The sequence below is a fragment of the Vibrio sp. 10N.261.52.C11 genome (assembly GCF_041471405.1).
Lineage (GTDB): Bacteria > Pseudomonadota > Gammaproteobacteria > Enterobacterales > Vibrionaceae > Vibrio > Vibrio crassostreae_C.
In genome coordinates this window covers 27,703-41,621 of record NZ_JBFROI010000036.1, presented here as the reverse complement: position 1 = coordinate 41,621, position 13,919 = coordinate 27,703, and the positions used below count along the sequence as shown (strand labels likewise).

General features: G+C 44.6%; 15 protein-coding genes. 1 reads left to right on the top strand and 14 read right to left on the bottom strand.

Annotated elements, in window-relative coordinates; all coding sequences use genetic code 11:
* Positions 1–61: 61 nt before the first annotated feature.
* The 14 genes from ispG to trmJ form a co-directional block, all read right to left on the bottom strand.
* Positions 62–1,183 carry a flavodoxin-dependent (E)-4-hydroxy-3-methylbut-2-enyl-diphosphate synthase gene (gene ispG, locus AB4323_RS15140; RefSeq protein WP_009848294.1) on the bottom strand — a complete coding sequence of 374 codons (1,122 nt, stop codon included), beginning with the start codon at positions 1,181–1,183 and terminating at the stop codon, positions 62–64.
* A gap of 7 nt (positions 1,184–1,190) precedes the next feature.
* Positions 1,191–2,147, bottom strand: coding sequence for a cytoskeleton protein RodZ (rodZ, locus tag AB4323_RS15135; protein WP_137002161.1), 957 nt, complete (start codon positions 2,145–2,147; stop codon positions 1,191–1,193).
* 440 nt (positions 2,148–2,587) lie between these two features.
* Positions 2,588–3,730: a bifunctional tRNA (adenosine(37)-C2)-methyltransferase TrmG/ribosomal RNA large subunit methyltransferase RlmN gene (locus tag AB4323_RS15130; protein WP_017062516.1), complete on the bottom strand. Its 1,143-nt coding sequence runs from the start codon at positions 3,728–3,730 to the stop codon at positions 2,588–2,590.
* Positions 3,731–4,171: 441 nt separating this feature from the next.
* Positions 4,172–4,606, bottom strand: coding sequence for a nucleoside-diphosphate kinase (ndk, locus tag AB4323_RS15125; protein WP_016797173.1), 435 nt, complete (start codon positions 4,604–4,606; stop codon positions 4,172–4,174).
* A gap of 106 nt (positions 4,607–4,712) precedes the next feature.
* Positions 4,713–6,008: an aminopeptidase PepB gene (gene pepB, locus AB4323_RS15120; protein WP_102333717.1), complete on the bottom strand. Its 1,296-nt coding sequence runs from the start codon at positions 6,006–6,008 to the stop codon at positions 4,713–4,715.
* A gap of 206 nt (positions 6,009–6,214) precedes the next feature.
* Positions 6,215–6,415, bottom strand: coding sequence for a Fe-S cluster assembly protein IscX (iscX, locus tag AB4323_RS15115; protein ID WP_102333716.1), 201 nt, complete (start codon positions 6,413–6,415; stop codon positions 6,215–6,217).
* A 134-nt stretch (positions 6,416–6,549) separates the two neighbouring features.
* On the bottom strand, positions 6,550–6,888 hold the full coding sequence (fdx, locus tag AB4323_RS15110; RefSeq protein ID WP_010440525.1) for an ISC system 2Fe-2S type ferredoxin: 339 nt from the start codon (positions 6,886–6,888) through the stop codon (positions 6,550–6,552).
* Between the two features lie 20 nt (positions 6,889–6,908).
* Positions 6,909–8,759, bottom strand: coding sequence for a Fe-S protein assembly chaperone HscA (gene hscA / locus AB4323_RS15105; RefSeq protein ID WP_017062518.1), 1,851 nt, complete (start codon positions 8,757–8,759; stop codon positions 6,909–6,911).
* A 22-nt stretch (positions 8,760–8,781) separates the two neighbouring features.
* Positions 8,782–9,297 (bottom strand): co-chaperone HscB, encoded by a 516-nt coding sequence (hscB, locus tag AB4323_RS15100; RefSeq protein ID WP_017629865.1) that lies wholly within the window; start codon positions 9,295–9,297, stop codon positions 8,782–8,784.
* A gap of 84 nt (positions 9,298–9,381) precedes the next feature.
* Positions 9,382–9,705: an iron-sulfur cluster assembly protein IscA gene (gene iscA, locus AB4323_RS15095; protein ID WP_010440519.1), complete on the bottom strand. Its 324-nt coding sequence runs from the start codon at positions 9,703–9,705 to the stop codon at positions 9,382–9,384.
* Positions 9,706–9,803: 98 nt separating this feature from the next.
* Positions 9,804–10,181 (bottom strand): Fe-S cluster assembly scaffold IscU, encoded by a 378-nt coding sequence (gene iscU / locus AB4323_RS15090; protein ID WP_004735094.1) that lies wholly within the window; start codon positions 10,179–10,181, stop codon positions 9,804–9,806.
* A gap of 33 nt (positions 10,182–10,214) precedes the next feature.
* The gene (locus tag AB4323_RS15085) at positions 10,215–11,429 is read right to left on the bottom strand and encodes an IscS subfamily cysteine desulfurase (protein WP_010440514.1); all 1,215 of its coding nucleotides are present in this window, start codon (positions 11,427–11,429) and stop codon (positions 10,215–10,217) included.
* A gap of 27 nt (positions 11,430–11,456) precedes the next feature.
* Positions 11,457–11,978 carry a Fe-S cluster assembly transcriptional regulator IscR gene (gene iscR / locus AB4323_RS15080; protein WP_010440512.1) on the bottom strand — a complete coding sequence of 174 codons (522 nt, stop codon included), beginning with the start codon at positions 11,976–11,978 and terminating at the stop codon, positions 11,457–11,459.
* A gap of 116 nt (positions 11,979–12,094) precedes the next feature.
* Positions 12,095–12,823, bottom strand: a complete 729-nt coding sequence (gene trmJ / locus AB4323_RS15075) for a tRNA (cytosine(32)/uridine(32)-2'-O)-methyltransferase TrmJ (RefSeq protein WP_017062835.1) — start codon at positions 12,821–12,823, stop codon at positions 12,095–12,097.
* A 181-nt stretch (positions 12,824–13,004) separates the two neighbouring features.
* On the opposite strand from trmJ, the gene suhB reads away from it, so the two are divergent.
* On the top strand, positions 13,005–13,808 hold the full coding sequence (gene suhB / locus AB4323_RS15070; protein ID WP_017062836.1) for an inositol-1-monophosphatase: 804 nt from the start codon (positions 13,005–13,007) through the stop codon (positions 13,806–13,808).
* Positions 13,809–13,919: the final 111 nt, after the last annotated feature.

Sequence of the window (13,919 nt, the reverse complement as noted above, 5' to 3'; positions counted from 1 at the left end):
TCCGTAATTTCTCACGACCAGGTGTTAGTGCGAATAGACAATCACACCCCATCGCGTTGTATTAATCTTCTAAGTTTTCTACATCAATGCGATTTGCTTTATCAAGCACTGACGCTTTTGCACGAATCTTAGCTTCAAGTTTGTCGACAAGGTCATCGTTGTCGAAGCGCTCTTTCTGACGCTTACCATCTTCGTAGAAGGCACTCTTACGTGCACTACCAGCTAAACCTAAGTGAGACACTTCAGCTTCACCAGGGCCGTTAACCACACAACCGATGATAGATACGTCCATTGGAGTGATCACGTCTTCTAGGCGCTCTTCAAGGGCATTAACGGTGTTAATAACATCGAACTCTTGACGAGAACAGCTCGGACACGCAATGAAGTTGATGCCACGCGAACGAATGCGCAAAGATTTAAGAATATCAAAGCCAACTTTGATCTCTTCAACCGGATCAGCCGCTAGCGAGATACGCAGCGTATCGCCGATACCTTCAGAAAGAAGCATACCTAAACCTACTGCTGACTTCACAGAGCCAGCACGCGCACCACCCGCTTCGGTAATGCCAAGGTGAAGAGGTTGATCAATCTGCTTAGCCAGCAAACGGTAAGAACCGACTGCTAGGAATACATCAGACGCCTTAACGCTGACTTTGAATTGATCAAAGTTCAGACGGTCTAGGATATCGACGTGACGCATTGCTGATTCAACAAGCGCTTCTGCTGTAGGTTCTGTGTATTTCTCTTGGATCTCTTTCTCAAGAGAACCGCCGTTAACACCAATACGAATCGGAATATTCATATCACGTGCACAATCAACAACTGAGCGGATACGGCTTTCGTTACCGATGTTACCTGGGTTGATACGCAGACAGTCAACGCCGTATTCCGCCACTTTAAGTGCGATACGGTAGTCGAAGTGAATATCAGCAACCAAAGGAACAGAGACCTGCTGCTTGATTAGCTTAAAGGCTTCAGCTGCATCCATAGTCGGTACAGATACGCGAACGATATCAGCGCCAACTTTTTCCAGAGCTCTAATTTGAGCAACGGTCGCGGCTACATCTGTTGTTCTTGTGTTGGTCATGGATTGCACAGCAATTGGTGCACCATCACCGATCGGCACATCACCCACATAAATACGGGTTGATTTGCGACGAATAATAGGAGATTCGTGTTGCATATTAACTCTAAGGTAAGGTTATTCTAGCTACTTTGCCTGAAGTATACCCAGAAAGGTCGACAGGTTCACTTGCAAATGTCATTGATACGCCTTCTGGCGCACCTAGAATCACTTTATATGGCGCAGTTCCTGATAGATTTAACGACTGACCTGCTTTTTTGATGCCAGTCGACAAGGTTTTACCCGTTGCATCTTTTACTTGGATCCAGCAATCAGCGGTGAACTGCATCACTAGCTCGTTAGCCACAGCTTCAGGAGCCGTGCTAGCTTCAACCGTTTCTGCATTCGCAGCAGCTTCAGCAGTTGGCTCTGTCTCTGTTGCTTGTTGTGCAGGAGTTTCGTCAGCTGGAGTAACAGCATCTGAAGTATCTTCCGCATCGCTTATCGCAGCAAGGCCTTCAGTATCTTCAACAACAGAAGCACCCGCTTCATTTTGTTCAGCTTCAATCACTTCTAAAGAGGTGAATTCAGGGGCAAGTGATTCTTCTACCGCGAGCTCTTCTGAGCTTTCGGTATTCGCTAAAGATTGAGATAGGGTGTCTTGTTGTTGGTTCTGCCACCACCAAAGTGAGGAGATACCCGCAATGACCGCAAAAATACTCCAAGTCAGGATCATAATACGGCTGTTGTGCTTCTCGGTTTTGGTCTTACGAGAAAAACTCAGCATTTCTTGCTCTTGATGCTGAGCATCACCGGCATGATGCAGCGCACTCAATACGACTTTTTCATCAAGATTGACGTATTTCGCGTATGAACGAATATAGCCACGCATAAACGTCGCCACTTGATCTGACTCGAATTGGTTTTCTTCAATTTGTTGGATCAGAGTAACGCGAAGTTTCAAGCGATCAGAAATCTGCTTTTGCGTTAAACCAAGAGATTCTCGTTTGTTCTTAAGCAGCGTTCCCGCTTCCAAAGCTGGAGCTACGTTTTCTTGCGCTTGTGTATCTTGTTCTGTGTTCATAGAGAGTGAACTTCTAAAGTATTATCGCAGGTTGAGGAGAGCGTTTTCTTATTGTCGTTTAAGCTCAATCTAACAACCCACGTTATGTGGAATTTTTCCTGCTATCTAAATCATCAACCCTTAAAGGCGAACATCATTCATTTATTATGGATGACCTTCTCAGGAAGCTAGTTTATCAAGTAGCCAACCTAAATAGACATATTGATGATCAGTAGCAAGCGAGCACTTAAATTAATTTAAGATTAGTTAATCATAAGCTAATGCCATTACAAGGCAAAAACACTTTAAACAAAATTTACCGTCAGCTCATGGTTTTGTCCAAAATTTGACGAAAAATGTAAGAAAGCGTGGGCAAGAAGTCCAAAAAATCAAAAACTGCACCCCAGAAAAGCAACAAGCCAGAAGTAAGACTTCTGGCTTGTTTAGGTTCTAATCGCGTTTTATACCGCTTTTACTTCAATCACACCACCGGCAATCAAGTTCGCTTCAGAGGCTGCTTTAAGCATTTTAGTACGCTTGGTTCTATCAATCACATCACCGACTAACTGACCACACGCGGCATCAATATCATCACCACGAGTCTTACGAACGGTTACTGTGTAGTTGTATTCCATCAGCGTTTTTTGGAAGCGATCAATACGAGAGTTGCTTGGCTTCTTATAAGGCGACCCCGGGTAAGGGTTGAATGGAATCAAGTTGATCTTACAAGGCGTCTCTTTCATTAGCTCAGCAAGTTCACGTGCGTGGTCCATATCATCATTCACATGATCCAATAACACGTACTCAACCGTTACTTTACCGCGGTTAGCATTTGAAGATGCAATGTAACGACGAACAGATGCTAGGAAGTCTTGGATATCCCAACGGTCGTTGATCGGCATGATTTGGCTACGTAGTGCATCGTTTGGCGCATGTAGAGAAATAGCCAATGCGACATCGATGTTGTCTGTCATTTGGTCAAGGCCAGAAACAACACCAGAAGTTGATACGGTTACACGACGCTTAGACAGTGCGAAACCTAGATCATCAAGCATGATTTCTAATGATGGCATTAGGTTCTTCATGTTCAATAGAGGCTCGCCCATACCCATCATTACAACGTTAGTAATTGGACGACGACCGGTTTCTTTTTCTAGGCCGATTTCACGAGATGCACGCCAGATTTGGCCAACAATCTCTGAAACTTTTAGGTTACGGTTGAAGCCTTGTTGAGCTGTAGAACAGAACTTACATTCAAGTGCACAACCAACCTGTGAAGATACACATAGCGTCGCACGGTCACCATCTGGGATGTATACCGTTTCAACGTCTTGGTCGCCAACGCTCATCGCCCATTTAATTGTGCCATCTGAAGAGTGTTGAGCTTCAGAAACAACAGGTGCAACAATCTCACAGCGACGTTGAAGTTTCTCACGTAACTTTTTGTTGATGTTATTCATTTGTTCGAAGTCATCGACACCGAAGTGATAAATCCACTTCATCACTTGCTCTGCTCGAAACGCTTTCTCATTCAGTTCTTCTGTGAAAAATTTACGAAGACCTTTACGATCAAAATCGAGTAGATTGACTTTAGCTGTGGTCATGATGCCTCTCAATGACGGAACAATAATTAAGGGCGCGAATTGTACAGGCTTTACGCAACTTCAACAAGCATTGTAAAACCCTGTGTTTATTAAGACATTCAAACTTAAGCGATTAAAATTTGAACAATTGTGTTTATCGGCCTGATATTAGCCAATTTAAACAAAGATTCCCGATTACACCCCTTCGTCGCTTTCGGGAATGACGTAAATAATCACCAATTGCTCGATAATATTTACCACGAGATGGTTGCTCCAAAGTTCCCCGTCATTCCAGAACTGAGGAACGAAGTATCTGGAATCTCCAATAACAAAAACAGATTCCCGATTACGCTCCTTCGTCGCTTTCGAGAATGACGACTAAATTGATTATCGAGAGCGTAAAATCCACTTACAAAAAAGGCCTCACCGAAGTGAAGCCTTTAGAATAATTTGCAGTGCCGATTATTGAGCTGGGCGTGGGCAAATTTCAGATTCTGGGAAGAAGAATTCGATTTCGCGAGCTGCAGACTCAGGGCTGTCGCTGCCGTGAACTGAGTTGTAACGCATGCTGATTGCGTAGTCAGCACGGATAGTACCGCATGCCGCTTCTTCTGGGTTTGTTTTACCCATAAGCTCACGGTAACGAGCGATAGCGTTTTCGCCTTCAAGCACTTGAACCATGATAGGACCAGAAGTCATAAACTCTTTAAGAGCTGGGAAGAACTCTTTACCTTCATGTTCAGCGTAGAAGCCACTCGCTTGCTCTTCAGTAAGACGAACCATTTTAGCAGCAATAATTTCTAGGCCTGCTTTTTCGATACGGTGGTAGATTTCACCAACAAGGTTACGCTTAACTGCATCCGGCTTAACAATTGAGAACGTTCTTTCTAGAGCCATAGGGATTCCTTCACTTCATTTTTTTGTTATTAAATACTGAAATTACTGAGATCTTTCGATCTGAGCTTTATGAATGAGCGGCACAAAATACCGCTCACCCTTATTATTATTTTGCTTGGTCGATAAGAAGACGAGCCAGTGTGCGAACGCCCATACCCGTTGCGCCTGCCGCCCACTTGTCACTTGCTGACTTACGGTAAGTACCCGCGCAATCCATATGAATCCAACCTTTTTTGTAGTCATCTACAAAGTAAGAAAGGAATGCCGCAGCTGTACTTGCACCCGGTGTGTAATCGCCCGTGCTGATGTTTGAAAGATCAGCAAAGTTTGAAGGCAACATACCACGGTGGAAATCAGCAAGAGGCAGTGGCCATAAGCCTTCTTTCTCTTGATTTGCCGCCGTTAGCGCTTGGTGAGACAACTCATCATCGAAGCTTAATAGTGCGTGGTAGTCGTTACCTAATGCGTTTTTAGCCGCGCCTGTTAGCGTTGCACAGTCGATGATCAGCTCAGGGCTTTGTGCACTTGCGTACATCAGGCCATCAGCTAGCACTAAGCGACCTTCCGCATCAGTGTTCATGATCTCAACTGTTTTACCGTTTTTGTAGGTAATGATATCGCCAAGCTTCAATGCGCGACCAGAGATCATGTTCTCTGCGCAACATAGAATAAGCTTGATGCGCTTGTTAAGACCGCGTTCAATCGCAAGACCTAAACCACCAGTAATCGTTGCTGCGCCACCCATGTCAGCTTTCATCGCTGTCATGAATTGGCCTGGCTTGATACTGTAACCGCCCGAATCGAACGTAATACCTTTACCGACTAAACAGGCAAATACAGGTGCGTTTTCATCGCCTGTTGGGTTGAAGTCCAGTTGCAGCATTGCTGATGTACGCTCAGAGCCACGGCCGACCGCGTAGATGCCTTCCCAACCTTCGGTTAGTAGATCCTTGTCTTTAACGATCTTCGCTTTAACAGTGCCCGCTGGCGCCACTGACTTGATGTATTCTGCAGCCATTGTCGCAAGTTGACGAGGTGCCACTTCTTCAGCGGTTTTATTGATAATGTCACGCGTCCAGTCAGTAGCACGGATGCGAGCTTCTAGCTCAGCTTGGTCGGCTTCTGAAAGTGCATCCCATTCCAATGCATTCTTTTTCTTTGGTCCACGGTAGCCTTGGTAAAAAGCCCAAACGCTTTCTAGATCCCAACCTTCACCACGAAGTGAAACGAATGCGATACCTTGTCCGTCAAGCGTACGACCCGCACGTTGAACTGCGCCTAGATCGTGGCCTTCACCAATGTGAATTGTCGCTCCCGCTTCTGAGAACGATAAAATAGCTCTTGCTCCCCACTGAGGCTGGGCAGCTTCTTGACTTAAAAATACTGACATCTGTGTAGACATGATTTCTCCTTGTCATGAACCACTTCGAGAGTGTGATTCTGATTATTTTTTATTAGCGCACTGATGTTAGCATTATGTAGGAGGAAAATGTCATTTTGATAAAAAAACGGACCATAAGGTCCGCTTTTTTTAGTAAGAATTGTTAACTTGGCTGCGTTTTATATTGGACTGATGCCAACCCGCGACCAAATCATCAGATAAGAGGATTAATCCATCTCATCCATCCAGCACAAAATAATAGCCTCTAAGATTTTTTCATTCGAGTGGTTAGGCTCGTCATCAAACTCTTCAAGGTCTAGCACCCATTGATGCAGATCGGTAAAACGTACCGTTTTAGGATCAGTATCAGGGTACAAATCACATAGCTCAATTGCGATGTCTCGCGAATCAACCCACTTCAAGCTCATAACACTTCCTTATATTTATTAGCGACGCTTGGTCACCTTTATGCTCTATATTCTAGGCCAGTTTTCTTAGTATGTTTGTCTAAGCAATAACTCTCTCAGTCATCGCTGTATTAGCCATGACTGAGAACAGGTTCTTAATGGTCTTCAGAAGCCAGGTTCAACGTGTACTTTGGAATCTCTACAACAAGATCCGTATCAGCCACTTTAGCTTGGCAACCCAAGCGAGATTCCATCTCTAAGCCCCATGCTTTATCTAGCATGTCGTCTTCTAGATCATCACTCTCTTCTAAAGAATCAAAACCTTCACGAATCACAACGTGACATGTTGTACATGCGCACGATTTCTCACATGCGTGTTCAATACCAATACCGGCCTTCAGTGCAACATCAAGAACCGTCTCACCAGTTTTTGCTTCTAAAACAGCGCCTTCTGGACATAGATCTTCGTGAGGTAAAACAATAATCTTTGGCATGTTTATCTATTCTCTAACTATTAAATATTATCGACTGACTGACCTGACAGTGCAGCACGAATTGATTTATCCATACGACGAGAAGCAAAGTCTTGGCTCGCTTTGTCGGTATTCTTAATTTCTAGTTCAATAGCATCAGCGTTGTCGCCATTACGCACTTCAATCAGTGCTTCAATCGCTTGAACAAGTTGTTGTTTGCCTTGCTCATCAAGTAGCTCGTCACCGTCGGCTTGCATTGCAGCGATAAGGCCTTCGATAACGCGATCCGCTTCTACGCGTTGCTCAGCAAGAGCACGCGCTTGCATGTCTTCTTTTGCAAACGTCATCGAATCTTTCAGCATGCTAGCCACTTCGTTGTCGCTTAGACCGTAAGAAGGCTTAACTTGGATTTCAGCTTGAACGCCAGTGCTCTTCTCCATTGCGGTAACCGATAGCAGGCCATCAGCATCCACTTGGTAAGTAACACGAATATGAGCAGCACCTGCAGTCATCGGCGGGATGCCTTTCAGAGCAAATCGAGCCAGTGAACGACAGTCATCAACCATCTCACGCTCGCCTTGCACGGTGTGTACTGTCATTGCAGTTTGACCGTCTTTGAACGTGGTAAACTCTTGTGCACGAGCAACTGGGATCGTGGTATTACGAGGGATGATCTTTTCGACTAAGCCACCCATGGTTTCGATACCCAGTGACAGAGGGATAACATCCAATAGCAGCATCTCAGAGTCAGGCTTGTTGCCAACTAAGATATCCGCTTGAATCGATGCGCCAATCGCAACCACTTCATCAGGGTTAATACTGGTTAATGGAGTACGACCAAAGAAGCCACCGACCATTTCACGAACAAGTAAGGTACGAGTTGAACCACCTACCATCACGACTTCTAGTACTTCATCCGCGTCAACTTCCGCATCTTTCAGTGCTCGGCGGCACGAAAGCAGCGTTTTCTTAACTAGTGGCTTGATGATCTCTTCGAACTCTTCACGAGTTAAAGAGCCAGACCAACCTAGTGCTTCAACATTAACGCTTTCAGCTTCAGATAAGCCAATCTTCGCTTCTGTTGCTGCGTCTAGAAGAATACGGTTCTGTTCTGCTGTCAGCTCTAACAAGCCCATTTGCTCTTGGAAATGATCCGCAATTAAATGGTCAAAGTCATCGCCGCCTAATGCAGAGTCACCACCGGTTGCTAAAACTTCGAAGACACCTTTAGACAGGCGTAGGATAGAGATATCAAACGTACCACCGCCTAAGTCATAAACAGCGATTACCCCTTCTTTACCTGAATCCAAGCCATAAGCAATCGCAGCTGCAGTGGGTTCATTAAGAAGACGTAACACATGAAGACCAGCAAGTTGCGCTGCGTCTTTGGTACCTGCACGTTGTGCATCATCAAAGTACGCAGGGACGGTAATCACGGCACCAGCCAATTCACCACCTAACGTCGACTCAGCACGTTGACCGAGTGCACGAAGAATATCTGCAGATACTTGAATTGGGTTCTTATTTCCTTGCGCTGTGTTAATCACAGGCAGGCCATTATCACTTTCTTCAAACTGATATGGCAGAGATGGGTATCGCTGTTGAATATCTGACAGTGAACGACCGATTAATCGCTTAACTGAGATAATGGTATTTTTAGGATCAGTTTGTGCATTTACACGCGCTTCATCACCAGTGGTGTACGACTCTGACTGATAGTGAACAACGGAAGGGAGAATACTGCGACCTTGTTGATCAACAAGCGTGCTTGCCTCACCACTGCGCACTGACGCAACCAATGAGTTTGTTGTACCTAAATCAATACCCACTGCAAGCTTGTGCTGGTGAGGAGCGGCGCTTTGCCCTGGTTCTGCAATCTGAAGTAGTGCCATGGATGTGTCCTTGTTATACGAACTAGCCGATCAAACGATCTTCAACTAACTCGATTTCATTCTTTAATTTTGCAATAAACTTAAGCTTTCTTACTCGGTCTGCAGCTTCTAACCAAGCTTCGCTGTCGAGTTCTTGTTGGATAGCGCTTAATTGTTGTTTATACATTTTGCTAACCTTTCCTTCAAATGCAAACAAAGCATCTTCAGGATCAGAACTGTCGGCGATATCTTCCAGCTCTTCACGCAATTCCATTTGCTCCATCAGGAACATAGGATCTTGCATAGTCTGCTGCTCACCACGAATATCCTCACCATGTTGAACTAACAGGTATTCAGCTCGGCTGATTGGATTTTTCAACACCTGGTACGCATCATTGATTTGCGCAGCTTTTTGCACAGCCAGCAAGCGATCTCGCTCAGAAGCCGTGGCAAATTTATCAGGGTGGAATTGGCGTTGCAGATCTCTAAACTGAGAAGAAAGAAGGCTACCATCCAGTTGAAACTGAAGTGGTAGCCCAAATAATTCGAAATGATTCATGTAACGGTGGTCCTAAGTTTAGGCTCTTTACTTAGAGCCTAATTTTATTCTTCGCTCATTATAAACGCTCAACGATTGAGGCGTTTATACATTGAAGCTCTCACCACAACCACATTCGCCTTTCGCGTTAGGGTTGTTGAATTCAAAACCTTCGTTTAGGCCTTCTTTTACGTAATCAAGCTCAGTACCGTCTAGGTAAACTAGGCTCTTTGGATCAATGATGACCTTAACACCTGAATGCTCGAACACTTCGTCTTCTTCGTTGAGCTCGTCAACGAATTCCAGTACATACGCCATACCCGAACAGCCAGTAGTTTTTACCGCTAAGCGCAACCCGATACCTTTACCTCGGTTATCTAGGAAAGCTTGAACTCGGCTTGCTGCCGTATCTGTCATGGTGATGGCCATACTACAACCTTGTGTTTTATATAAATTGAGAACTCAGGGGGAGCACAAAGGGTGCTCCCAAATATTACTTTTTTGAAGTGATTACGTTGTAGAAACGATTAGTGCTTCTTTTTGTAATCCGCAACCGCTGCTTTGATTGCATCTTCAGCAAGAATTGAACAGTGAACTTTCACTGGTGGCAACTCTAGCTCTTCTGCGATTTCAGAGTTTTTAATAGCAGCTGCTTCATCAATACTTTTACCTTTAACCCACTCAGTGACTAGTGAGCTAGAAGCGATTGCGCTACCGCAACCGTAAGTCTTGAATTTTGCGTCTTCAATAATACCTTCTGCAGATACTTTGATTTGCAGTTTCATTACGTCACCACAAGCTGGTGCGCCAACCATGCCGCTACCTACACTTGGATCTTCTTTATCAAACGAACCTACGTTACGTGGGTTTTCGTAGTGATCAATTACTTTTTCGCTATATGCCATGATAGTTACCTCGAATCCTCTATTTCCGTGAGATTAGTGATGAGCCCACTCAACAGTGTTCAAATCAATCCCTTCTTTATACATATCCCATAGAGGAGACATGTCGCGTAATTTATTTACTGCTACACGGATTTGTGCAATCGCGTAGTCGATTTCTTCTTCCGTAGTGAAACGGCCGAATGAAAAACGTACTGAGCTGTGTGCCAGTTCATCGTTTAAGCCAAGAGCGCGTAAAACGTATGAAGGCTCAAGACTCGCTGATGTACATGCAGAACCTGATGATACCGCTAAGTCTTTTAAAGACATAAGCAGAGATTCACCTTCAACGAAAGCAAAGCTCACGTTTAGGTTATGTGGTACACGTTGATCTAAGTCGCCATTTACCGTTACTGCTTCTAGATCTTGAACCCCTTTCAATAGACGCTCGCGAAGTGCTAGTGCGTGGTCATAATCTTTCTGCATGTCTTGTTTAGCGACAGCAAAAGCTTCACCCATACCCACGATTTGGTGAGTAGCAAGCGTACCAGAACGGAAACCACGTTCGTGACCTCCACCGTGCATCTGTGCTTCAAGACGAATACGTGGCTTACGACGAACGTACAAAGCACCAATGCCTTTAGGGCCGTATGCTTTGTGTGCAGAAAGAGAGATAAGGTCAACTTTCATCTCTTTTACATCTAGTGGGATTTTACCCGCAGACTGAGCCGCATCAACGTGGAAGATGATCTTGCGTGAACGACATAATTCGCCGATTGCAGAGATATCTTGGATTACACCAATCTCGTTGTTTACGTGCATGATAGAAACAAGAACCGTATCTTCACGCATTGCTGCTTGTAGCTTGTCTAAATCAATGATGCCGTTTGCTTCAGGCTCAAGGTAAGTCACCTCAAAACCTTCACGCTCTAGTTGGCGACATGGATCAAGAACCGCTTTATGTTCTGTTTTACACGTGATTACGTGCTTACCTTTCTTCTCGTAAAAGTGCGCTGCACCTTTGATAGCAAGGTTGTCTGACTCTGTAGCACCTGACGTGAAAACAATCTCACGTGGGTCTGCATTTAGTAGATCGGCAATTTGCTCACGAGCATTATCTACTGATTCTTCTGCCTGCCAGCCGTAACGGTGTGAACGAGATGCAGGGTTACCGAAGTTACCGTCCATCGTCATGCACTGAACCATTTTTTCAGCAACACGTGGATCGACTGGGCATGTAGCTGAATAGTCAAAGTAAATAGGCAGTTTCATTTTCTACTCCAATGTAAAAACTGACCGCTAAGAGCGGGCATTAACACCGTGAGGTGCTGCACTAATCGTTGTAGTGCTCGTATTTTTATGTGCAAAACCATTATTAACCGCAAGATCGATATCTTGACGATCAGAAATCTCTAAAACTTCGTTATCTTTCATTAGCTCACCGAGCGTAATGTCATTTAAGAAGCTGCTGATTCGGGAGCTTAAATCACGCCAAAGAGTGTGAGTTAAACAACGACTACCACCTTGGCAATCTGCTCGACCGTGACACTTAGTTGCATCAACTGATTCGTCTACTGCAGCAATTACAGTTCCGACAGCGATGTCGCTCGCTTCAGCACCTAAACGGTAACCACCGCCAGGACCACGAACACTAGCAACTAAGCCAGCTTTACGTAACTTAGAAAATAGCTGTTCTAAGTAAGATAATGAGATGCCCTGTCGCTCTGAAATATCAGCCAGAGGAACTGGGCTTTTTTGCGAATGCAGTGCTACATCTAGCATAGCTGTTACCGCATATCTTCCTTTAGATGTAAGTTTCATATCACACCGAATCCACATTGTTTATGTGGTTGGAATCTTCCCATACCTGACTAAATTGGTCAAGTATTTAGTTGACTATTTTAGTCAAGTATTCACCCTTAGAGTTTGTGTGGTTTTTATTTGTCGTTTTTGCTCTTCTCAATTGAAGTCAAAATGCCGCGTAGAGTGTTGATCTCTTGCAACTCTGGACGAGCTCGACTGAACAGACGACGTAGTTTATTCATCACCTGACCTGGCTTATCCTTAGAGATAAATTGGGTATCAATGATCACTTTTTCAAGGTGCTCATAGAACATTTCTAGTTCTTCGTGACGAGGGTACTCATCTTGTTGCTGTGGCTGATATTGGCTAGCGACCATATCAAGGTGAGCTACACGCACTTCGTAGCTCAGAGTCTGCACTGCCATTGCTAGGTTTAGCGAGCTGTATTCAGGGTTAGCTGGGATACATACATGGAAGTGGCACTTCTGAAGCTCATCGTTAGTCAAGCCAGTACGTTCACGGCCGAACACTAATGCGACTGGGTGCTTTTGACCTTCAATCGCAAACTTTTGTCCACACTCACGAGGCTCAAGCATTGGCCATTCAAGCGTACGTGAACGTGCACTCGAACCAACCACCAAACCACAGTCTTTTACGGCTTCGTCTAATGTAGAAACGATAGTCGCGTTTTCTGCGATGTCACCTGCACCCGCAGCCAGTGCTAAGGTCTGCTCGTCAACTTCACATTGAGGGTCTACAAGAACTAATTGACTCAAACCCATCACTTTCATTGCGCGAGCTGCTGATCCGATATTTCCCGAATGAGACGTACCAACCAGAACGACTTTTACATTGTCTAACATGCTATATGACACCACTTTAAAAATAATCGCGAGATATTAACACATAGCAAAGTAAAATGGTCAGACCCTTCGCGTAATGTGAAACCAAGAGTTCAAAAAATAACCACTTCCCTTTTGGTAAAACTTTGGTATACTCGCCGCCGCTTTAAATTGTTCTTTAACATCTTGTGGGAAAAACCATATGCATCCAATGCTAAACATTGCGATACGCGCTGCGCGTAAAGCTGGCAACCATATTGCTAAATCTCTAGAAACAACTGATAAGATCGAATCGTCTCTAAAAGGTAACAACGATTACGTTACTAACATTGCTCAAGAAGCTGAGTACATGATCATTGAGACAATCAAAGCATCTTACCCAGAGCACAGCATTATTTCTGAAGAGAAAGGCCTGACTGAAGGTAAAGACTCTGATGTACAATGGATCGTTGACCCACTGGATGGCACCAACAACTTTGTAAAAGGTTTCCCTCACTTCTCTGTATCTATCGCTGTTCGCATGAACGGTCGTACAGAAGTTGCTTGTGTTTATGACCCAATGCTAAACGAGCTATTCACAGCTCAACGTGGCGCTGGCGCTCAACTTAACAACGCTCGTATGCGTGTTACTCAACTAAAAGACCTTCAAGGTACTGTTCTAGCGACTGGTTTCCCATTCAAGCAAAAACAACACTCTGAATCTTTCATGAAGATCATCTCTGGTCTATTCATCGACTGTGCTGATTTCCGTCGTACAGGTTCTCCTGCTCTTGACCTATGTTACCTAGCAGCTGGCCGTGTTGATGGTTACCTAGAACTAGGCCTTAAGCCATGGGATCTAGCAGCTGGCGATCTAATCGCTCGTGAAGCTGGCGCTATCATGACTGACTTTGCTGGCGGTACTGATTACATGACGTCTGGTAATGTTGTTGCTTCAAGCGCACGTGGTGTTAAGTCTATTCTTAAGCACGTTCGTGAGAACGCTAACGAAGGTATGCTGAAGTAATTCAGACCTTACGTTAACGCTCCCTATTTTAAGGGCGCATAAAAATTCCAAAGCCTCGCTATATAGCTATAGCGAGGCTTTTTTGTATCTGCGATACGAGATACGAGATAC

Excerpts from the sequence above, each read along its gene's own strand:
- ispG (WP_009848294.1), bottom strand. The coding sequence starts at position 1,183 with ATGCAACACGAATCTCCTATTATTCGTCGCAAATCAACCCGTATTTAT.
- hscA (WP_017062518.1), bottom strand. The coding sequence starts at position 8,759 with ATGGCACTACTTCAGATTGCAGAACCAGGGCAAAGCGCCGCTCCTCAC.
- hscB (WP_017629865.1), bottom strand. The coding sequence starts at position 9,297 with ATGAATCATTTCGAATTATTTGGGCTACCACTTCAGTTTCAACTGGAT.
- AB4323_RS15130 (WP_017062516.1), bottom strand. The coding sequence starts at position 3,730 with ATGACCACAGCTAAAGTCAATCTACTCGATTTTGATCGTAAAGGTCTT.
- suhB (WP_017062836.1), top strand. The coding sequence starts at position 13,005 with ATGCATCCAATGCTAAACATTGCGATACGCGCTGCGCGTAAAGCTGGC.
- trmJ (WP_017062835.1), bottom strand. The coding sequence starts at position 12,823 with ATGTTAGACAATGTAAAAGTCGTTCTGGTTGGTACGTCTCATTCGGGA.
- iscU (WP_004735094.1), bottom strand. The coding sequence starts at position 10,181 with ATGGCATATAGCGAAAAAGTAATTGATCACTACGAAAACCCACGTAAC.
- iscA (WP_010440519.1), bottom strand. The coding sequence starts at position 9,705 with ATGGCCATCACCATGACAGATACGGCAGCAAGCCGAGTTCAAGCTTTC.
- rodZ (WP_137002161.1), bottom strand. The coding sequence starts at position 2,147 with ATGAACACAGAACAAGATACACAAGCGCAAGAAAACGTAGCTCCAGCT.
- iscX (WP_102333716.1), bottom strand. The coding sequence starts at position 6,415 with ATGAGCTTGAAGTGGGTTGATTCGCGAGACATCGCAATTGAGCTATGT.
- iscR (WP_010440512.1), bottom strand. The coding sequence starts at position 11,978 with ATGAAACTTACATCTAAAGGAAGATATGCGGTAACAGCTATGCTAGAT.
- fdx (WP_010440525.1), bottom strand. The coding sequence starts at position 6,888 with ATGCCAAAGATTATTGTTTTACCTCACGAAGATCTATGTCCAGAAGGC.
- AB4323_RS15085 (WP_010440514.1), bottom strand. The coding sequence starts at position 11,429 with ATGAAACTGCCTATTTACTTTGACTATTCAGCTACATGCCCAGTCGAT.
- ndk (WP_016797173.1), bottom strand. The coding sequence starts at position 4,606 with ATGGCTCTAGAAAGAACGTTCTCAATTGTTAAGCCGGATGCAGTTAAG.
- pepB (WP_102333717.1), bottom strand. The coding sequence starts at position 6,008 with ATGTCTACACAGATGTCAGTATTTTTAAGTCAAGAAGCTGCCCAGCCT.